Genomic DNA, 18,916 nt, shown 5'->3' with positions numbered 1-18,916 from the left:
GGATTGGACATTTTCCTAGCGAAAGCATTTTGGCTCGGAGAAGTTCGGAATTTCGACCCAGTCAAAACCCGGATATGCCCTTCCCCTCTGTGTCATTGTCCGCATATGGCACACATCTACTTTTCTCTTTGAAATTAACGCAATTGCAGGAGATGGGTTCGCAGAACAGCGTAACCGTATATCTGGCCTGCTCATGCCTAGGTAGAGCGTTCGACGCCCACACCGCCCGAGGTATGAATGACTAAGCTATTGGGAATTCAAGCTCTTCGCGGCGTGGCGGCTTTAGCGGTGGTCGCGTACCATGCTGCCAGACACCTCGGGAAAGAGGTGGATGCCTCCGCGATAACGCGCCTGACGCAACCGGGGCACGCGGGCGTCGATTTGTTCTTCGTCCTGTCTGGGTTCATCATCCTTCATGTCCATGGTAAGGATATCGGGCGCCCGAAAGCGCTCGCCCGTTACGCATGGCAGCGTTTCGCACGATTGCTTCCGATCTACTGGATAGCAATGACAGCGGCGGCAGTACTGATGCTACCTCATCATAGCAACGAGTTAACTCTCGTGCGGATCGGGCTTTCCGCCAGTCTGCTTCCGATACCACACGATCCACTACTTGGAATTTCCTGGACCTTGCAACATGAGGTGTTATTTTATTTCGCCGTAGCACTGTTGATTTGCAACAAAACTCTAGGGCTTTCTTTTTTTGTATTTTGGATAATCTGGGCCGTTTCGCAAAATATCGGGATTTTTCCAAAATCAGGGCCTGACATTATCGCCAGTGCATTCAATATTGAGTTTCTGTTCGGCATGGCTGCGGCGGTCGTTGTGCATCACGGCTGGATTAAGCACGGAGGCTTATTGGCGCTTGTCGCTGCAGGGGGGCTAATCGCGGTTGGAGTAACAGAAGTATCAGGCCTGCTTTACGGTTACGGAAATCTTGCCCGTTTGGCCTACGGTGTTCCTTCTGCAGTTCTGGTTGCGGCATTAGCGGTCTGGGAGGGTAAACGGCAGCGCAAAATCCCACTCTTGCCTATAGCACTTGGGGAAGCCTCCTATAGCCTCTACCTCTTTCATCTCTTGGGAATAGCTGTCGGCTGGCAGATTTGGTTGCGTACAGAGTTCGATTCTGTTACTAGAATCATAGAATGCTATGCATTCTTGGTAGTTAGCGCGCTCACTTGTGGTCTTGCGGCATATTACTTTGTCGAAGCACCTCTCCTCCGGTACTTGCGGCGTCGAGCTTCTTCGTGGTTTAATCGTACTGATATTGACGGAATAGTGCTTGGAAATTAGCGCTGTACGGCACTCTGAACCACAAAAAATAACAGGGAAACCCCAGACCTGCACAGAACAAATCCGGAGCTGTGAGGGTCATGTACGTGTCGCGTTCCAAATCAGCTGCTTAAGGCCAAGAAGTGCCCTTTTCAGCCGTTGGACGATCACTCCAGCAAAATAGTCGTGCCCGGTGCCGGTGCGGGTCACAATCACATCAACCTCAAACGATCCGCGATGCTCGTAGGCCTTCTGGCCTGCACGGTGCTTCCGACCGCTGGGGCTGGTCCTCACGAAATCGAGCCACCGATTCTATCGGCTGTTTCGCATCCAGAGCTTAGTTAGGGACACGCGCATAAATCGTGAGCGACTTACCGTCAGTAGTCACAACATCAACCGGATAATAGTGCGCCTGCCGGGCTATGCTGTCAGCGTCGATGGTAGTCGGACATCCACTGCCGACTACTAGCAATGATGTTTTTCCGCCAATCCTAGCTGTAATACCTGCAGGGCCGACTTGATGGCGGGGGCTCCATCGCAGGTGCTCAGATAGTGGTTCTGGAACACAAAACGTGTGGCGGCGGGCCGGTGAGAGAGGTAATAGATAGTGTGCTGGGCATTGAACACCATAATGGCGCTATTGGGTAACGTCCGGCTTTCGATCAGGCGGGCGGCATCTGCTTCCAAGCTGGGGCGGACCAGATAGTCAGGCAAAGCGCGCAGCAGGCTGATCTGATGAAACGCAGCGCATGCCAACACAGCAAGAGCCAGCCAACGTGAATTGTTCAAAGGCACGGTCCGAAGCATTGCAGCCGGTAACAGCGCCGCTGCTGGTAACGCCAGAATGAGATAATGAATATAGAGGCGATTGGAAGCACAGTTAGCGAGAACAGCTCCGATCAGTTGCAAACTCAACAGCCAAAAAGCTCGGCCAAAACGAAGACGGCGGTGAGCTATACCGTAGAGAACACATGCTACGACGGTAGGTAGAGACAGAAAAGAAAGAGGCTCTATAAAATTACTACGCCATAGCCATAGTGGCGGAAAGGGACTGCGATAAGCCCCATGGTACTGGGCCTGTTCGGCCAGATAATGCTGTAGGTCACCGCTCAAAAGTTGAGGTAACCACGCCAATGCCAGCGCGGCAACGAAGCCGAAGCTGATCGCTACACCGCGCGCCAGTATGGACTGCCAGCGTAAGGGTTGCTCCAGTGTCAGGTAGTTCGCCAAGCACAGGAAGGGTAGCGCGACCAACTCCGACATTGATGCCCAGCCGCCCAAATGCAAAGTTTCGGTCGCAAACAATGCCGCCAGCCCCAAAGCCACGGCCCTCGACATCTGCAACCTGCGTGTACTGAAGTAGATCACCGCTGCCGCCAGCGCCGCCGACACGAGTCCCAAGGCGTGGATAGCTGCAACAGTCTGCCCGCCCAACGCTTGTGCTAGCGCAAAAAGGTAATTCAACCCCACCGGTTTGTTGTCAAAAATTCCGGTGTAGGGCAGTTTGCCTTGTAAGATGTCCCGCGCCACCAACGCAAAGGCATATTCGTCGCCGTCGAATGTGGTGACAGCTAGAGTCTTCCACCGTGCATAAAACGCCAGCAGCAGCAAAATAGCCGCCCCGCCAGTAAGCATCCTGGTCAACGCCGCCATCAGACGATGGCGAGGTGCATATTGATGATGAATTGCAGACGCGGGAGCCCCTACCGCTAGATGTGCACAGCGACATCGCAGTTGAAGGGTCAGCGACATCGTAGATGACGTGTGGGGGGAAGCGGAGGCCGGGCGTAGCCCGGACGTAGCTTCCCCCCACACGGGCGCGGGTTTCCCCGTGCCGTTGGCGGCGACAGCGGTCAGGATGGTCCAATCTTCAACGCCAAGAAGAGGATCGGATGCCTGGCCGTCCCATCACCGACCAACAGCAGAGGTACTACATGTCCCTTCGTCAAAAACACCCGCAAAAAGCCGCCGCCGCCATGGCTGGCTTCTCCACCAGCACGGGCTACCGGATAGAGAAAGATCCCCGGTCGCCATCGGAGCGTCGCCGGGAGCGACGTCATGGCGGCGGTAGGCCAGATCCGCTCGCCGAACTGTGGGATAAAGAAATCGTGCCTTTGCTCGAGAGCACGCCGGGCCTGAAGCCCATCTCTATTCTTGGGGAGCTGGAGCAGCGCCACCCCGGGCTCGATCTGACGCCAGCCCGCAGAACCCTGGAACGCCGGATACGGCTATGGAAGGCCGAGCATGGACCAGAGCGTGAGGTCATCTTCCGGCAGAACCATCCGCCTGGCCGACAGGGCATGTCGGATTTCTTTGACGCCCGCGATCTGAAGGTCACCATCTCCGGCAATCCGACCCCGCACCTGATCTATCACTTCGCGCTGGTCTATTCCGGGTGGGAGCATGCCGAGGTCGTGCTGGGAGGAGAAAGCTTCACGGCGCTGGCCTGCGGCCTTCAGAATGCGCTGTGGCAGCTTGGCGGCGTGCCGCACGAGCATCGCACCGATAGCCTCTCCGCGGCGTTCGCCAACCTGGAGCAAGATGCCCAGGAAGATCTGCGGACCCGCTATGCCGCCCTGTGCGCCGATTACCAGATGGAGCCCACCCGCAACAATCGCGGGATCGCCCATGAGAATGGGTCCATCGAGAGCCGTCATGGCCACCTCAAGGATCGGCTCGATCAGGCACTCCAGTTGCGCGGGACACGTGACTTCGCCGCCATCGAGGACTGGCGCACGTTCCTCGCCCAGGTCGTGGGCCGGCACAACGCGCGGCGGCGCGATGCCTTGCGCATCGAAGCTGAGCACCTGCGGCCGTTACCTTCACGCCGTAGCTGCGATTATGATGAAGCTACGGTGCTCGTCACCTCATCGGGCGGCTTCGTGCTGCGCAAGGTCTTCTACACCGTGCCTTCCCGGCTCATCGGCCATAGCCTGCGAGCCAGGATCTTCGATGACCGGATCGACCTCTATCTGGCCGGGCAGCCCATCGAGACCCTGCCACGCGGGCGGGCGCCCGATCGCGGGCGGGGCGGTCATGACCACGTCGTCAATTATCGGCACGTGATCCACAGCCTGCGTACCAAGCCCCACGCGCTGGCAAACCTTGTCTATCGCAACAAGCTCTTCCCTCGCAGCGAATATCGCCGCTGCTGGGATGCTCTGGAGGGTGCGCTTCCCAAAGCCGCCGCATGCCGCATCATGGTGGGGCTGCTGTGGCTTGCGCATGACCAGGCCTGCGAGGCTGAGCTCGCCGCGACCCTGACCGGCATACTCGATGGCCAGGGCTTACCTGATCTGAAGGATCTGCAGGAGCGCTTCCAACGGCCCGGCAATGAACCGGTCGATGTGGTCGTCGATATTCCCCAGCCTGACACTTACGACGATTTGCTCACCGCCAGGGAGATGGCCGCATGAGCATCACTGTCGACACCGCCAAGCTGCCCATGTTGCTGGGCACGCTGCGTCTGCCCACCATTGCCCGTCTCTGGCCAGACTTTTGTTCACGAGCGGACAAGGAGGGATGGCCGGCTTCGCGCCTGCTGGCAGCCCTGGCCGAACTGGAACTCGCCGAACGCGAGCAACGCCGGATCCAGCGCCATCTTACAGAAGCACGGCTGCCGCCCGGCAAGACCCTGGATGCCTTCGACTTCAGCCTCGTTCCCACCTTGAGCAAGGCCCAGGTCTTGGCTCTGGCCCAAGGAGATACCTGGCTCAAGGCTGGCCACAATCTTCTGGCATTTGGTCCGCCTGGTGCCGGCAAGAGCCACGCCGCGGCCGCCATCGGCAACGAGCTTGTGGCGCGCGGATACCGGGTCTTCTTCACCCGGACCACCGATCTCGTCCAGCGTTTGCAGGCCGCACGTCAGGCCCTGACCTTGACCCAGGAGATCGCCAGGCTCGACCGCTTCGACCTGCTCATCCTCGATGACCTGTCCTACGTCCGCAAGGACCAGGCCGAGACCAGCGTCCTGTTCGAACTCATCTCTGCCAGATACGAAAGGCGCTCCATCATGATCACCGCCAACCAACCATTCAGCGGTTGGGATGCCATTTTTTTGGATAAGGCAATGACTGTCGCCGCCATCGACAGGCTCGTTCACCACGCCACTATCCTGGAAATGAACGTCGAGAGCTATCGCAGGCGATCCGCACTGGCCGCAGCGACATCGCTCCGCGACAGTCCTCCTGATCCAGCGACATCGCCCCGCGACATCGAAACCGTTCCAGCGACATCGCTGCGCGACAACGCCTCTTGATCCAGGCCAACCTCGTGTGACATTATCCTCAACGTCACCGCTGACACATCACCATCAGTGTCGCTGACCAATCACCGGCGATGTCGCGCTACAAGATGCACGTTTCCTGGGGCAATAGGGCTAGATCCTTAAAAATCAGCACATACGCCGCTGCCAAAGAACATGGCTTTCAAACGGGAGCCACGCTGGCGGTAAGTGGAGTTCCCATAAGTGGCGTTATCGGCGCAAACAGATCAATGCCGGGTGACGTCCGGCAACACCTTATCGGATTCCGCCTGGATCACCCGAGGCCAAAGGGCGGTCTTCGTGAACAGCTTCTCTGTCGGATAGGGCTTGCCGTGGCGGGTCTCGTCCAGAAGTCCAAGCCAGCACAACGGGCGCAGGATGTGGATGTAGGCCATTGCATAAGCCCGATGGTCTTCCGGTCCAGCCCCGAGCAGCACCTCTACGAAGCGCTCGTAGGTTAGGCCGGTATGAGCCTCGACGTTGATGATGTTGAGGAACAGCAGCCAATCTCCGGCGAGTTCGTCGCCGTACCGCGTGTATCGGGAGTGATCGAGGACGAACAAGATATGATGGGCCAAGGTGATCCAGAGGTTGCCCGGATGCTGTAGCAGATCCTTCCCCGTTTTCGTGATGTGCAGGAAACCTTTGCGATGCCTTGCCAACTTGGCGCTGACCAGCAGGTCGTGAAGGACCACCAGCGGCGGGAAGTCCTCTTCGTTCAGTACCTTGTTGACCGCGTACAGGTCTTCGGCGGTGTAATGGGGCCAGTTGAACGTTTCAGCAGCCCACGTCACGAAATACCGCTTCAAGGCCTTGTTCTGCGTCAGGCCGATGGGGCCATGCTGGACGATATAGCCGAGGGTCAGCAACGCACCGCGCAGGAGGGGCGATTGGGCAAGGGCCGGGTCTTCATGCGCTGGGGCGACGAATTCGATCATACGCCACGCTTACTGCAATCGAAGGCTGCACCGGGCAAGGTGTTAACATTTTTTCCCCTACGACCACTTTGCGGGCCGCGCTGAGCCAGCGTCGATCGCGCCTGCGACGTTATGCTCGGCTAAGCAGGGCTCGCCAAAATTCTGCGCCTTAACCTTCTGTAAGACCGGAATTTTCCCGGATCGACAATTCGCAGACGCTTTCGCATTGCTGAGCTAACGGAAGAAGGGGCAGCAGGCTGTTGAAATCGGACAGCGTTGCCGCCTTGCCCGCGAAGGAGTTCGATACGTGAGCATGTCTTGGCAGAGGGATAAAGCGAAGCAAGTTGCATCAAGCATGGAAGGTGCAATTTGGTGGGGTGTCGCTTCAGCGATTGATCAATGGCGCAATAACCCATCACAAGATGCCCGCCCGCGTAATCGGCTTACCGACAATCTATTGGTCGAACGCCTTAAGTCAGCCCCTTGGACGGGCGAACAGACGTATGCCTTTGCTAGAGAGTACAGCGTACATCAAGGTGCTATAAATAAAAATGTGGATGGAAATCGCTCTGAAAAACTTGAAGAAATTGCTCTTTACCTCTTCAAAGAATACAAATCAGTCACTCTCGATCTGAGTGAAGATCATTCCAGTGAGCTTGCGCGGCTTTGGGTCAGTGCAGTTGCAGGGGTGCATGGTATCATCGCTAAGTATAATCTAGGTGTCGGCGCAAATCTCTCTTCGTTCTGCATGAAATCCCTCTGGTACTATCAACCCGAACACGCGACGATGTGGGATAGCTATGCTGTCATGGCCTTGAATGACGTAATGGGAGCTAAGCACCGCAATGGCATCAAGGAGGAAAAAGCGGCCACGGCATTTCTCCATGATTTTGAAGCTTTGCACGCGCGCTGGCTGCCCACGATCGAAGCAAATATCGCAGCACAGGCCCCTCTTCTCGGCATGACCTACCCTTATACGCGAAGGGTGCTCGACAAGGCCCTTTGGTTGCTCGGCAAGCGCTTAGACAGGAAAATCCCCAAAGGTGAGATCAAAGCTTCTGCTGACAGCCAACCAGACGTTTTTATGATGGTCTTGGCCGACTATAACCCAAAACTACGCGAGGCGACTGAGGATAGGTTCGACCTCACCTGACCATGGCCATAGGTTCGATTACAGGCGCTACACGCGCTTGCTCATCTTTCTATGTGTCATTGTCCACATTTGGAACACCTTTCCCTTTCCCTTTGAAATCAAACGAACATCAGGTGATGGCTTTAAGGATAAGCGCGTTCGAGCGCCACCATGACCAACAGGCGGGCAACTATGACGATCGATAGCATGGCCAGGACACTGGCCAGAACCATCCCTTCAACAGCTTCTGCCTTGAAGTACGGCTATCGCGCCAAAGAACGCATGATTAGTAGTGCGGCTTCTGCTTGGCCCTCATTACTGCGCGCCAACACCGAGAAGATCACGATTGCGATCACTGCGCATTGCAATCTGCGGTGCCAGGGCTGCAAGTACGGTCGCGACTTCATGCCGGGTTCCCAACTGCCGTTGCAGACCGTCCGGGAGTTGTTGGAGGATGCCGCCGCAGCCAAGGTTCCAGCGGTACGCTTATACGGTGGTGAGCCACTGTTGCACCCCGACGTCGTCGAAATGGTCAACATTTCGAAAAAGCTTGGCGTTGGCTGCTACATGACGACAAACGGCCTGATCCTCGACCGCAAGATAGAAGCGTTGCATGCCGCCGGTCTGAGGAAAGTGACCATCGGCTACTACGGCGAGAATGGGGCCTTCGACGAATATGTACAGCGTCCAGGTCGGTTTGATCGGCTCGTCGAAAGCCTGACCAACACACGAAAGAAGTTTGGCCCGGAAGAGTTGGATATCCAGTTCAATTTTCTGCTCAGCCGCCGGTCTGCGAATATCGAAGCGGTGAATGAAATGGTTGCCTTCGCCGATCGCTTCCAGGCCAGCATCCATGTCGATGTCGTGCATTACTCGCTGCCCTACTTCCAGGAAGGCCCCGAACGCGAACTTCAGTTCCGACCGGAAGACAGGCCTGCGGTTGACCTCGTAATCAACCACCTGCTCAAACTGAAACGAGCAAGACCGAGCCTACTTACCGAAAGTGAGGTCGCCCTAGCATCGTTCGCAGACTGGGCACTCGAACAAGAAAATATGCGCATCCCGTGCGATGCCCGTAAGCTTCTTTGGGTCGGAGCCGATGGCTCGGTCATGCTTTGTTACGTCACTTTCCCGCTCGGAAATCTGCATGATAAGCGGCTTAACCAAATACTTTACACCGAGCAGCATCATGAGGCCGCAAGGGATGCCTTCAAGCTGAACTGCCCGAACTGCCATTGCGAAGCGGGATCTCGCGTAGAGAAGCATGGTCCCTCCTTGAAAAAATACACAAAGGATGCGGCTAGTCGGCTTGCTGGCTAGAGCTCGGTCGTGCTGCGCGTCGCTCATTTGCTGCCAAACCTGGTCACGGGAGGGCGTGAACGGATGGTCGCGGATTTATGCGCCATCAGCCTCCACCATGGTATCGAGCCCATGGTCATCGCCTATGATCCAGCCGCTCAAGGTCGCCAGATCGCACTTCCGGGCATTGCGCAGCACCACATCGACCGACGAAGCAAGCACTTCAGGGCGGATTTGAGCAAGCTACTTTCCAGCGAAAAGATCGATGTCTTTCACGCGCAGGGACACATCGCGGGTGCGTTGGGGGCGCATGCGATGAGAGATATGCCGTCCATCGTCACCCTTCACATCGCGCTAGGGCAAGGATGGCGATGGCTTCCTTCGATCGCTTGGGGGTTGCATCGTGCCGAAAGCGTGACTGCTGTATCGGATGATTTGGCTCGGCGCTTTCGCCCATGGACGAACAAGCCCATCGCGGTTGTGCCTCCAGGTATCGACCTGCGCCAATATCGTCCGTCCGAAATCCGCAAGCTGTCTCAGCCGATCACGCTTGGCATTGCTGCAAGGTTGCATCCGGTGAAACGCCATCGAGATGTTTTCGATGCCCTAAGGCTACTAAAAGACCGGGGAGTGCCATGCCGTTTGTTTGTCGCAGGCCAAGGTCTAGAGGAAGCAAATTTACGAAGTGCAGCCGAAGGGTTGAACGTGGAATTCCACGGGGACGTAGACGACATTGCTACGTGGCTAAGGCGGCTTGATGCGTTCGTTCTGCCGTCTGATCATGAGGGCACGCCGTTGGCCTTGATCGAGGCCCTCGCGACGGGCCTTCCATGTGTTGCTACCGATGTCGGCGGGGTACGAAATCTGCTTGGCGACGCGGGTCTTCTCGTTGCCAGACGAAACCCTACGGCAATCGCCTACGCGGTGGAGCGGCTCGTCAATGAGCCACACCTGCGGCTACAACTACGCGATGATGCAATCGCTCGTGCGGGACGCTTCTCGCTTGACCAACAGGCAATTCCTTTCCTGGAAATGTATCAACGGTTAGCGGCATGAGCATCAGCAAGTGGACGGACCCGAAAGTGCAGTCATTCACTAAAACCGCGTTATCCGCCGCCTGATTTTTGGGCAAAGTTAATTAGGGATATGCGGACGCGATAGCTCCTGCTCCACCGCGCCCGCACGCCTCAGTGGAATGAACTTCCGTCTGAATTTGCATCACATGGGGTTGATGCAGGGGAACTACGGTCACGGCGGCAAAAAGGACGCATTAAGCATATGAATTATCGGCAGTATGTGCCGTGGGGCCGGTAGAATCCCTGAAATGATAGGCGCAGTGGCTAAAAGGGCAGGCGCATCTGCTCATGGTCGTGCTGCTTCGCCTGTGCCAAGCCAGCCGCAACATGATCCGCGAGGCTTGCTATGGCGTCCTTCCGAACACGGGAGGTTCGAGCAGTGATAACAACCCTGACCCAGGCGGGAGCCGATTGGATCAAGCCCGCGATCAGGCGGTCTGTGGTGCGCGAATCTTCCATGCCTCGAAAAAAGAACAATTAAAGAACATCAGCAAGGGCTCTCTCGCCTGTAGGCGGTCCGTTTGAAGTAGCCAAGCATCGGCCTCCACCATTGGATCATCGCTGCCACGACGATGGTTGCTGCGAACCCTACCAAAGGGGACGCACCAGCCAAGTGGGCTAAGGTGAGGATGGGATAATGGGTGGCGTACAGCGGGAACGAGATCGCTCCTAACCATGTCCCCCAAGAAGTGGTGTGCCGCAATCCTCCCGCGATCAGGGTCGGGCATATCAAGATGACGAAGGCGATGTCGAACCAGCCGCCCGCTAGCGAGGCAGCAAAAGGCTTGGTCAGCATGACCGGGAGTAGAGCAATGGTGGCTACAAACGGAATCGAAACGGGCGGAGCATCGCGCCATTTTCGAAACAGGAATATCCCGATCGAATATGAGAGCATAGTGCGCGGCAGGCCGAGCCAAAACGCTTGGGTGTAGGGTCCTGGCTTTAGCCCGCCGAACACGTAGACTATCCCGACCGCACCAAGCAGCAGCATAAAGATGAGCATGCTCAAGGCCCGGCTGTTCAGTTTACTGAGAATAAGTGAATGTGCTGCGTTCGCCAGAAGCTCGAAAAATATGGACCATGACGCATTGTTTATGGGAAAGGCCTGGTCAGTCAGGAACAGCGGCATCAAAAACATGCCGGCGACCACGAACCACAGCAGCCGTGGTTCTTCCCAGTGAGCTGCGACACCAAGAAGGACGCCAATCGCCATGGTCGGCCAAAGCCTTGCCACCCTCTTCAGCAGGAAGGACGGCTTGCAGATTTCGCCTCCCTCATAACTACGTGCCATCACGTATCCTGAAAGAAGGAAGAAGAAGTCTACAGCGAGATATCCGCCGCCAAAAGGCTGAAACGTGCTGTTGATCGCCGCCACATGGAAAACGACGACACAAACGGCCGCAATGCCGCGCAATCCATCTAGTCCATTCAATCTTCCCATGCCCACCAAGTGCCATGCGACCGTTAATTTTGCGTTTGATCGAACGGCTTTACTGTTGATTCCCACTGAGATGTGACCCGGCGTTACCATTGAGAATTGGCTCTGACTCACATTTGCTGATCGAAGGCGCTATATTACGCCCACCACCCGTGCCTGAAGCAGATCAAGTTTGGCGCGCCCGTACATCTGTCGCTTGATCAATTTAAGGCGGGTGATTTGCCCCTCTGTCTGTCCATTCGACCATGGGGAGACGATCGCATTGCGGACTGCGGCCAGATCCTTCTCAACACCGTTGACGAATGGACTGACCAGGCTTCCCTTGGACATCGCGATCCAGCCATCAAGTCTTGTCGCTGACTTCGATCGGATCATGGATTGGAAGTCGCCGATCGCTTTGCGGCCCGCGACCAGTTCAGGAACGTTGTTTTCGATTACGGCGACAAGGATCCGGGCCTTCCACCGAGCGCGAGACCAAGGTGGTGGACTATCGTCTCAAGACGCGGAGTACGACGGCCATATCGAGCCAGGACACCGGCACCGAACTGCTCGCAGAAAATACGGCGCCCGCAATTGACCGTGTCGCACCAAAAACGACGCGCAGAAATCTGGAGTATGACGCGCCGCCCCGTTAGCGGGAGATCCAGCGGTCGACGGACATATCGGCTTCGAATTCGCTGACTTGGTCGCCAGCAATCGGGGCAAACACCCGAAACGCACCGGGAGCGCAGCAGAATCTGGATATCCTCTCCAACACTTTGAACCGAGACGACCGCAAATCCCTTCGGTGCCAGGCTTGCGCGTTGAAATCGACCATGCATGGCAGATCCTTCCAATGAAGCGGCGGAAGGATATCATCACCAGCAGCAAATGTGAGTCAGAGCCAATTCTCAATGGTAATTTATAGGCGGCCCGGGTGACATCTAAGCGGCAATCAACGCTGGAAAGCCCTTCCCGAGGGAAACCGCCGATGTCTGGCAGAAGTGCGGCGAAGCATTAAAAATGTGCCATGCCCTTACACCGTAAGCGCGCATTTCGTAGCACGTTGCTTCCGGAGGCAGTGCGGCCATCATAGTTGACGCTGGACGAGCCAGGCCACCGCAACGACGTCGGCGGGTCAGGCGGGTCTTTCGAAGTTGAATGGCAGCAGGTCGTCGATATCGGCGTCGTGAGGTCGCTGGGGCAGTTCAGTGAGGACATGGCGTAGCCACGCGAGAGGCTCGACGCCGCAGGCGCGGCAAGTCAGCATCAGGCTGTAGGTGACGGCGCTCGCCCGTGCGCCGTCCACTGTGTCGCAGAAAAGCCAGGATTTTCTTCCTGTTGCAAAAACCCTGATGTCACGTTCGAGAAGATTGTTATCGATCGGCATCCTGCCGTCTTCGACGTAGCGCGTCAGGTATTCCCACTGGTTGAGGGTGTAGGATACCGCATCACCAAGCTTGGTTTCGGGCATGACCTTCGGTGCGATCGCATCGAGCCACGCCTTGAGGGCATCCAGGACCGGGACGCTATGTTTCTGGCGGAAGCGGCGCATGTAGCTGGCCTGCGCTTCCCCCTCATCGGGTATTTCGTCCCGCGCCTGCCTTTCGATCCGGTAGAGCTGGTCGAAGAACTTGAGCGCCTGTGCGGGCGGCCCGCCTTGTTTCTTCCTCGCCTTGAGGGCGTCGGCAAAGCGCCGTCTGGCGTGGGCCATGCAACCCAGATGCGTGGCGCCTTTCAATGTGCGCCATGCCGTATAGCCGTCACTCATCAGGATACCGCGATAGTCGCCGAGGAAGGCCTGCGGATGTTCCTGCCCGCGACCGGGTTGATAGTCGAACAGCACGATCGGCTGTTTGCTGTCCTCGCTGCTGCGGTAGGCCCACATATACGAGGTGCTGGTAGGGGCCTTGCCCTCTTCCTTCAGCACTTGAACCGTAGTCTCGTCGCCATGAATGACGTCCTGGGACCGGAGCCGCAGCTTCAGGGCGTCATAGATGCGATACAGATGCCTCTCGCTCGAACCAATCACCCAATGGCCCAGAGCACCGCGGCTAACGGGTACACCTGCACGCTCGAAGGTTTGCGCCAGACGATAGAGCGGCGTGCCATCCACGTATTTGTGGACAAGGGCAAAGGCCAGCGTCGAGGCCGTGGCAATGCTCCCCGGCAAAGGCTGGGCGGGCATTGGCGCAAGGACGATCGGCGTGGCGACCCCGGTGCGGTCGCAATTGCGGCACGCATATTTGGCGCGGGCATTCTGCAGGACCGTGGCCTTCACCTCGATGTGAAGCTGCTCGGTTACCACTTCCCCCATGCGATGCAGCCGTTCGCTGCAGCACGGGCAGACCTTCTGGTCGTGGGCGAGGTCATATTCGACGCGCTGGCGTGGCAGGCCCGCAGGAAGTGCCTTGCGCCCGCGCTTCTTCCCTTCTGGTTTTTTCGCCTCCGGCAATCCCGTGTCGGGAAGATCGGCAGCGCCCGGCTCGTCGATATCGTCGTGATCTTCGTCTGCATCGTCCTCAAGGGCGGCCTGCTCGGCTTCATTGAAGACGCGATCCATGTGCTTTTCGCTGCGCGGCGCAAAGCGGTGCAACCGCGCCAGCGCCAGTTCCTCCTCAAGCTTCAGTATGCGCCGGGCAAGGGCGTCCCTCTCGGCCGCCAATGCCTCGACCTCGGCGGCTTTCGTCGCCAGAAGCGCCATCAATTCCGCAATAGTGGGCACGCCGCCTCGATCCATCGCAGTCTTGAATCGAAAGCCCGTTCCCGCGTCAACAGCCTTCAGCCGACAAACTGATATTGCCGCACCGGATGAGGGACCATTGCGTCAATATCGATCCCGTCGAGCAGCCATCGCAATTGCTCGGCGGTGAGCGCCACCACCGTTTCCGCTCGTTTGGGCCATCGGAACTTGTCCTCCGTCAGCGCCTTGAGCACCAATACAAAGCCCGACCGGTCAAAAAACAGGAGCTTCATCCGGGTCCGGCGCCGGTTGCAGAAGGCGAACGCCGCGCGCTCGAACGGATTGAGGCCCATCGACTGCTCGACCAGGATCGCAAGGCTGTTGATCCCACAACGGAAATCGATCGGATCCCGGTGGAGATAGACGCGCAGATCTTCAGCGAGCCGGAACATTGCAATGCCCCAGCGCATCGATCATCACCGCCAGTAACTGCGCGTCACACCCCTCCAGCGTCAGCGATACGCCATTTGGCATCGACGCCTGCAGCCGCACTGACGGTACCAATCCCGCAGACCGGATCGCGATCCCACCAGTGTGTCGCTCCGCAGGCGCCAGAGACGTCTCCACCCGGATAAACGCCGACGGATCCGGCAACGGCCCCGTGCTCCGCTGCCCCTTCGCACTCTGCCGCTCCTGATACTTCCTGACCCATTTGCGCAGTTGGTTGGCGTTGACACCATGCTCCAGCGCAAGCCTCGCCACCGATATGCCCGGCTCGAGGCACGCCTCGACCAACCGTGACTTCCCCGCCCGACCATAATAGCGCCGGCCGTTACTCGTCACCCTTACAACCTCAAGCCCATAGGAGCCCATCGGTGCCATCTCCATGTGTCCACCTCTTCCTTGGTGGACACATCCTTCACACCGCGTCACTCAACCGAACAGGTGCGCGGAATTTCGCGCTTACCTTACACCAATTCAGATATTTGATCATAAACGCGTTCTTTTGTGTCACGCTTGCGCCCTTAGATCTCTTGGAGAAATGCGTGACAATCTCTGCATCCTTGCCGGCGTACCTTAATCGAGATGCGATAGGCTCCATAACCGAGCGCGATATCGATGTTTTGGTGCTGGAAGGTTTGCTTCGTTCTTCCGATCTGTCATCCCGACTTGCCACGATGATCGGATTAGCACCCTGTTCAATCCTTAAAACTGGCTGGCGGAGCGCCACAGACAACGGGACCGAAACGGACATCTTCTTGCTTTACGCTGATGATACAGATCGCAGGTGTGCGGTCCTCATCGAGAACAAGGTGAACGCTTCTTTCCAGCCAAATCAGGCGGGTCGCGCTCGATTACGCGGCCAGCAAGGGCGAAATGACAACCATTGGGACGCTTTTCGGACTGTGCTTTTCGCGCCGAGAGCATACTTGGCTGATGTTGCAGATTGGGATGCGGTGGTTACCCACGAGGCATTCGCTGAGGTCGCAAAAACGATAGCCTGCACCGATTTTAGCCTGATGATTGAAGCCTTGGCTGCCTCTTCCAATAAGCATGCCAATGGAAGCATGGTCGCAGACGAACGAGCCACAGTATTCTGGAAACAATATCGCGATTATCTGACCGCGCTAATGCCCGGCATCATGCTCACGGGCCTTGGCTCCGCTTCATCAACAAACGCCCCGTGGCCGAGATTCGCTAAAGGTACATTGCCCCCTGATTTGAAGCTTGAACACAAGCCACGTGCAGGGGCCGTCGACCTTACACTGTCCAATGCTTCTGAATCAGAGTAACCGCTGATCCTGTCCCACGCATTGGTGGTGGCGGGATTTATATCAGGCTGCTGGCGTCATGCGCGCGAAGGCGCACTGGTCATTGATCAGCGAGATGATTTGCGGGACCATGCGCCACGTATCGACTAGTGCCAGATTGGCGCTCGGATCACCCAGTTGTTCGATCCATGACGGGCCACCTGTAATGGTGCTGTGGCCAAGCAGTGCCGCGAGCGGGTAGCCGAACTGCGGGTCGGCGATGAAGGGCTTCCACGCCTCCATGTCGAGATGCATGGCTGTGAAGAACCCGTTGGCGAAGTCCTCGAGCAGTACCTCGCCTTCCTCGGTGCGCATGTAGATCGGCGCGTACGCCTCGGGCTTCTCGGCAAGCTCGATGCAGATGCGGTTATACCGCTTGAGGATCGTTCGGCGCGCAGGCGCCGAGCGCGCGTTGAGAGCGTGCTCGCGCAGGATGCTCTTAATCCATACGTCGGGGTCAATGACGCTGGGGCCTGCGGCGACTGCGGCCAGGAAGCCGTCGATCGATGAGACGCCAGCTACGGGGGGATCAAGCTCGTCGAGCCATATCTCGAGCTGTTCGAGCGAGAGGGTCCGGCCCTGCGATGTGCGAGGTTTGAAGTTCATGCCGCCAGCGCTTTTACCGGTTCTGCCGCCGGCCGCCAGTTCCATGGGAGCAAGATGTCCAGTTCGTTGATCTTCACAGCGCCCGTGACGATACGCTCCAGCACGTCATTCAGCCAGGTGTAGGGATCCAGGCCCCCCAGGCGAGCCGTCTGGAGAAGCGATGCCATGACGGCCCAGGTCTGAGCTCCTTCCTCGCTACCAGCGAAGAGGCTGGACTTGCGGCCCTGGGCCACATTTCTCATGCCGCGCTCGACGGTGTTGGTATCGACCTCGATCCGGCCGTCTTCCAGGAACAGGGTTAGCCCCTTCCAGTGGTTGAGCGTGTAGCGCATCGCCTTGGCCAGGTCGGACTTGGGCGACAGACCTGGAAGCATGATGTCGATCTGCGCCTTGATCTTCGCCATGACGTCGGCGGTTTCGGCGAGACGAGCCTGGAGGCGCTGTGCGGCGGTGCCTTTGCGCACACGCGCCTCGATCGCGTAGACCTCACCGATCAGGGTAAGGATCGCCGCTGCCACCGGCGATGGCGATTTGCGGAAGGCATCGACGAACTTGCGCCGGGCGTGGGCAAGACAGAAGGCGAGTGTGATCTTGCCTCGGCCCGGACCACCGCGCACAAGCGCCTTGTAGGCACCATAGCCGTCGACCTGGATAACGCCCTGGTAGCGGGCGAGTTGTTCGAACGCCTCGGCATGCCGCCGTCCGCGAGCATGGATATACACCACTGCCGGATGGGCCGGGCCTGACCACGGTCCGTCATCACAAGCGTGCGCCCAGAACTGTGTCGTGCGGGTTCGTCTTCGCCCTTTCTCGAGGACCGGCATGCGGGTCTCATCGCAGAAGATCCGGGACTGGCTGTGGATGTAGGCAAGCAGGCGATCATAGAGCGCCTTCACCCACCATGCGATCTTACGCATCCAGCGGCTCGGTAACGCCCGATCGAGGATGACGCCCTGGCCTGCGAGCATCTGCAACTGCCGATTGAGCGGGATCGACCAGGCGTAGCGCGCCGTCGCCATCCAGGCCAGCGTCGAGGTAGTGACCATCGAGCCTGGGATCGCGCGGCGCGGCGCCGGCGCTTGAACGACGCCCTCCCGGCATTCCCGGCAGGCGTAACGAGGGCGCACTGTGCGGATGACGCGAACGATGGCCGGCACCCAGTCGAGTGCCTCACTGGCATCTTCGCCGATCCTGTGGAGCTTGCCGGCGCAGCAGGGGCAATCCAGCGTGTCGGGATCAATCACGCGCTCCACGCGCTCGATATGGGCCGGCAGTGCCATCAGGCCGCGCTTGCGGCGTGGGCGACCGACGGCAGGCTTGTCTTCGGCGTCGCCATCGTCGTTGGCTGCGGTAGCCGGCGTGGTTACGAGGTCGCCGAGATCAAGGAGACCTTGATCACCCAGGATGACGCTGGCGCGTTCTGAACGGCTGCCGAAGGCCTGGTGGGCCATGCCTTTGAGCAGTGCGCGCAGTTGGGCGTTTTCTGCCTGCAGTTCACGCACCAGAGCCGCCATTTGCTCCATATCTTCAGGGAGATCGTCGGCTTGGGCGGGCATGCCTGACTATACCACACCGACTCCTCGTCGCCACAGAAAACCGCAGATATCAGCCAAAAATCAGGGGTCTGCGCACCTCGGGTGCGGGCAGTTTCTTCCAATCCAGACCCGACAGCAATGCCGTGCATTGCGGTCCGCTCAGGACCATCGTGCCGCCTTGCACGGCAGGCCAGTAAAACCTTCCTCGGTCGAGCCATTTCGTCGCCATAACCGCGCCTGACCCGTCATGACGGAGCAACTTCACCTTATCCGCGCCCTTGTTGCGGAACACGAAGACATCGCCCGCGCAGGCATCATGCCCCAGCACGTGCGTCACCAGCCCCATCAATCGGTTAATCCCGGCTCTGAAGTCGACCGGCTGTGTCGCCACGAAGATCCGTACGCTTCCGTCGATCGGGATCATTCCCGGATCGCCGCCAGTACCGCGCGCAGGTGGTCCATCTCGACCGCGCCCATGATCCGAACCGTCACGTCTCGTACCACCAACTCCAAGCCGCCAGGTTCGAGTTGCTTCTCCTGAGCCAGCGTGACGGGTACGAACCGCAATTCCTCGACGGCTCCTGCTGCTCGCGCTTGCCGACGCCAATAGTGCAAAAGGCCAAGGCCGACGCCGTTATCGCGGGCGACCTGCGCCACAGTCATTCCTGGCACAAAGCTCTCAGCCAGAATGCGGTCGCGTACGTCATCCGGCCAACGCTCGTAGCGCCGACGTCCGGGCGGCAAACTGACGGTCAAACGCGCAGTTGTACTGTGCGACGCACACGTCAAACCGCCGTTTGACCCTGCATCAATTTCATCCGACATTGCCCGATCTCCTCCTCGTCTCGGGCGAGCCTAACCATCAGCAAGCTCTCGGAATACGTGGGGCGGGTGCAGCGGTTAC

19 protein-coding genes and 1 pseudogene are annotated in these 18,916 nt (G+C 58.2%); 7 read left to right on the top strand and 13 right to left on the bottom strand.

Annotated features, from left to right (window positions below):
- Nucleotides 1-237 precede the first annotated feature (237 nt).
- Nucleotides 238-1,293, top strand: coding sequence for an acyltransferase family protein (locus V474_RS24960; protein ID WP_082699802.1), 1,056 nt, complete (start codon nt 238-240; stop codon nt 1,291-1,293).
- A gap of 444 nt (nt 1,294-1,737) precedes the next feature.
- Here the strand turns inward: V474_RS24960 and V474_RS14415 are convergent, their stop codons facing one another.
- Entirely contained in the window at nt 1,738-2,925 is a 1,188-nt protein-coding gene (locus V474_RS14415) for a hypothetical protein (RefSeq protein WP_059152188.1), read from the bottom strand.
- 239 nt (nt 2,926-3,164) lie between these two features.
- On the opposite strand from V474_RS14415, the gene istA reads away from it, so the two are divergent.
- Both istA and istB read left to right on the top strand, forming a co-directional pair.
- Nucleotides 3,165-4,688 (top strand): IS21 family transposase, encoded by a 1,524-nt coding sequence (gene istA / locus V474_RS14410; protein WP_082699660.1) that lies wholly within the window; start codon nt 3,165-3,167, stop codon nt 4,686-4,688.
- On the top strand, nt 4,685-5,530 hold the full coding sequence (gene istB, locus V474_RS14405; RefSeq protein ID WP_059150959.1) for an IS21-like element helper ATPase IstB: 846 nt from the start codon (nt 4,685-4,687) through the stop codon (nt 5,528-5,530). Before istA ends, istB begins: the two co-directional genes overlap by 4 nt.
- Nucleotides 5,531-5,763: 233 nt before the next feature.
- Here istB and V474_RS14400 read toward each other — a convergent pair whose 3' ends face one another.
- On the bottom strand, nt 5,764-6,474 hold the full coding sequence (locus tag V474_RS14400; protein WP_059152187.1) for a hypothetical protein: 711 nt from the start codon (nt 6,472-6,474) through the stop codon (nt 5,764-5,766).
- Nucleotides 6,475-6,760: 286 nt separating this feature from the next.
- On the opposite strand from V474_RS14400, the gene V474_RS25620 reads away from it, so the two are divergent.
- The 3 genes from V474_RS25620 to V474_RS24955 all read left to right on the top strand — a co-directional run bounded on the left by V474_RS25620 (nt 6,761) and on the right by V474_RS24955 (nt 9,940).
- The gene (locus V474_RS25620) at nt 6,761-7,606 is read left to right on the top strand and encodes a hypothetical protein (protein WP_148649406.1); all 846 of its coding nucleotides are present in this window, start codon (nt 6,761-6,763) and stop codon (nt 7,604-7,606) included.
- A 171-nt stretch (nt 7,607-7,777) separates the two neighbouring features.
- On the top strand, nt 7,778-8,905 hold the full coding sequence (locus V474_RS14390) for a radical SAM protein (protein WP_169795077.1): 1,128 nt from the start codon (nt 7,778-7,780) through the stop codon (nt 8,903-8,905).
- 9 nt (nt 8,906-8,914) lie between these two features.
- Nucleotides 8,915-9,940 carry a glycosyltransferase family 4 protein gene (locus V474_RS24955; RefSeq protein WP_148649405.1) on the top strand — a complete coding sequence of 342 codons (1,026 nt, stop codon included), beginning with the start codon at nt 8,915-8,917 and terminating at the stop codon, nt 9,938-9,940.
- Nucleotides 9,941-10,224: 284 nt separating this feature from the next.
- Here the strand turns inward: V474_RS24955 and V474_RS26960 are convergent, their stop codons facing one another.
- The 7 genes and pseudogenes from V474_RS26960 to tnpA form a co-directional block, all read right to left on the bottom strand.
- Nucleotides 10,225-10,419, bottom strand: a complete 195-nt coding sequence (locus V474_RS26960; RefSeq protein ID WP_407938339.1) for a DUF6771 family protein — start codon at nt 10,417-10,419, stop codon at nt 10,225-10,227.
- 28 nt (nt 10,420-10,447) lie between these two features.
- Nucleotides 10,448-11,401: an acyltransferase family protein gene (locus V474_RS14375; RefSeq protein ID WP_236711275.1), complete on the bottom strand. Its 954-nt coding sequence runs from the start codon at nt 11,399-11,401 to the stop codon at nt 10,448-10,450.
- A gap of 129 nt (nt 11,402-11,530) precedes the next feature.
- A pseudogene (locus V474_RS26610) lies at nt 11,531-11,746 on the bottom strand (transposase); the annotation flags it as partial.
- Between the two features lie 86 nt (nt 11,747-11,832).
- Nucleotides 11,833-12,219, bottom strand: a complete 387-nt coding sequence (locus tag V474_RS26605) for a transposase family protein (RefSeq protein WP_236711274.1) — start codon at nt 12,217-12,219, stop codon at nt 11,833-11,835.
- Between the two features lie 296 nt (nt 12,220-12,515).
- Nucleotides 12,516-14,117 carry an IS66 family transposase gene (gene tnpC, locus V474_RS14360; RefSeq protein WP_059150137.1) on the bottom strand — a complete coding sequence of 534 codons (1,602 nt, stop codon included), beginning with the start codon at nt 14,115-14,117 and terminating at the stop codon, nt 12,516-12,518.
- A 41-nt stretch (nt 14,118-14,158) separates the two neighbouring features.
- Nucleotides 14,159-14,512 carry an IS66 family insertion sequence element accessory protein TnpB gene (gene tnpB / locus V474_RS14355; protein WP_059150138.1) on the bottom strand — a complete coding sequence of 118 codons (354 nt, stop codon included), beginning with the start codon at nt 14,510-14,512 and terminating at the stop codon, nt 14,159-14,161.
- Nucleotides 14,496-14,948, bottom strand: coding sequence for an IS66-like element accessory protein TnpA (gene tnpA, locus V474_RS14350; RefSeq protein ID WP_059150139.1), 453 nt, complete (start codon nt 14,946-14,948; stop codon nt 14,496-14,498). The genes tnpB (V474_RS14355) and tnpA overlap by 17 nt, the downstream gene beginning before the upstream one ends.
- Nucleotides 14,949-15,106: 158 nt before the next feature.
- On the opposite strand from tnpA, the gene V474_RS25615 reads away from it, so the two are divergent.
- Complete coding sequence (locus V474_RS25615) at nt 15,107-15,853, top strand: hypothetical protein (protein WP_148649404.1); 747 nt, start codon at nt 15,107-15,109, stop codon at nt 15,851-15,853.
- Nucleotides 15,854-15,895: 42 nt separating this feature from the next.
- On the opposite strand, the gene V474_RS14345 is transcribed toward V474_RS25615, so the two are convergent.
- The 4 genes from V474_RS14345 to V474_RS24945 are packed head-to-tail and all read right to left on the bottom strand — an operon-like array spanning nt 15,896 to nt 18,837.
- The gene (locus tag V474_RS14345) at nt 15,896-16,477 is read right to left on the bottom strand and encodes a UPF0149 family protein (RefSeq protein WP_059150816.1); all 582 of its coding nucleotides are present in this window, start codon (nt 16,475-16,477) and stop codon (nt 15,896-15,898) included.
- A complete protein-coding gene (gene tnpC / locus V474_RS14340; RefSeq protein WP_059150576.1) occupies nt 16,474-18,033 on the bottom strand; it encodes an IS66 family transposase in 1,560 nt (519 codons plus the stop codon). Before tnpC (V474_RS14340) ends, V474_RS14345 begins: the two co-directional genes overlap by 4 nt.
- Nucleotides 18,034-18,082: 49 nt before the next feature.
- Complete coding sequence (tnpB, locus tag V474_RS14335; RefSeq protein ID WP_043980823.1) at nt 18,083-18,436, bottom strand: IS66 family insertion sequence element accessory protein TnpB; 354 nt, start codon at nt 18,434-18,436, stop codon at nt 18,083-18,085.
- Nucleotides 18,433-18,837 (bottom strand): transposase, encoded by a 405-nt coding sequence (locus V474_RS24945; RefSeq protein ID WP_082058011.1) that lies wholly within the window; start codon nt 18,835-18,837, stop codon nt 18,433-18,435. The genes tnpB (V474_RS14335) and V474_RS24945 overlap by 4 nt, the downstream gene beginning before the upstream one ends.
- Nucleotides 18,838-18,916: the final 79 nt, after the last annotated feature.

Origin of the sequence: Novosphingobium barchaimii LL02, from assembly GCF_001046635.1 — a bacterium.
GTDB lineage: Bacteria > Pseudomonadota > Alphaproteobacteria > Sphingomonadales > Sphingomonadaceae > Novosphingobium > Novosphingobium barchaimii.
This window is presented reverse-complemented; position numbering and strand designations above follow the sequence as displayed.

What these genes read in the sequence shown, in the direction of transcription:
- tnpC (WP_059150576.1), bottom strand. Translation starts at nt 18,033, where the DNA reads ATGCCCGCCCAAGCCGACGATCTCCCTGAAGATATGGAGCAAATGGCG.
- istA (WP_082699660.1), top strand. Translation starts at nt 3,165, where the DNA reads ATGCCTGGCCGTCCCATCACCGACCAACAGCAGAGGTACTACATGTCC.
- istB (WP_059150959.1), top strand. Translation starts at nt 4,685, where the DNA reads ATGAGCATCACTGTCGACACCGCCAAGCTGCCCATGTTGCTGGGCACG.
- V474_RS24945 (WP_082058011.1), bottom strand. Translation starts at nt 18,837, where the DNA reads ATGTCGGATGAAATTGATGCAGGGTCAAACGGCGGTTTGACGTGTGCG.
- tnpB (WP_043980823.1), bottom strand. Translation starts at nt 18,436, where the DNA reads ATGATCCCGATCGACGGAAGCGTACGGATCTTCGTGGCGACACAGCCG.
- V474_RS14390 (WP_169795077.1), top strand. Translation starts at nt 7,778, where the DNA reads ATGACGATCGATAGCATGGCCAGGACACTGGCCAGAACCATCCCTTCA.
- V474_RS14375 (WP_236711275.1), bottom strand. Translation starts at nt 11,401, where the DNA reads ATGGGAAGATTGAATGGACTAGATGGATTGCGCGGCATTGCGGCCGTT.
- V474_RS14415 (WP_059152188.1), bottom strand. Translation starts at nt 2,925, where the DNA reads ATGGCGGCGTTGACCAGGATGCTTACTGGCGGGGCGGCTATTTTGCTG.
- V474_RS14400 (WP_059152187.1), bottom strand. Translation starts at nt 6,474, where the DNA reads ATGATCGAATTCGTCGCCCCAGCGCATGAAGACCCGGCCCTTGCCCAA.
- V474_RS14345 (WP_059150816.1), bottom strand. Translation starts at nt 16,477, where the DNA reads ATGAACTTCAAACCTCGCACATCGCAGGGCCGGACCCTCTCGCTCGAA.
- V474_RS24960 (WP_082699802.1), top strand. Translation starts at nt 238, where the DNA reads ATGACTAAGCTATTGGGAATTCAAGCTCTTCGCGGCGTGGCGGCTTTA.
- tnpC (WP_059150137.1), bottom strand. Translation starts at nt 14,117, where the DNA reads ATGGATCGAGGCGGCGTGCCCACTATTGCGGAATTGATGGCGCTTCTG.
- V474_RS26605 (WP_236711274.1), bottom strand. Translation starts at nt 12,219, where the DNA reads ATGCATGGTCGATTTCAACGCGCAAGCCTGGCACCGAAGGGATTTGCG.
- tnpB (WP_059150138.1), bottom strand. Translation starts at nt 14,512, where the DNA reads ATGTTCCGGCTCGCTGAAGATCTGCGCGTCTATCTCCACCGGGATCCG.
- V474_RS26960 (WP_407938339.1), bottom strand. Translation starts at nt 10,419, where the DNA reads ATGGAAGATTCGCGCACCACAGACCGCCTGATCGCGGGCTTGATCCAA.
- tnpA (WP_059150139.1), bottom strand. Translation starts at nt 14,948, where the DNA reads ATGGAGATGGCACCGATGGGCTCCTATGGGCTTGAGGTTGTAAGGGTG.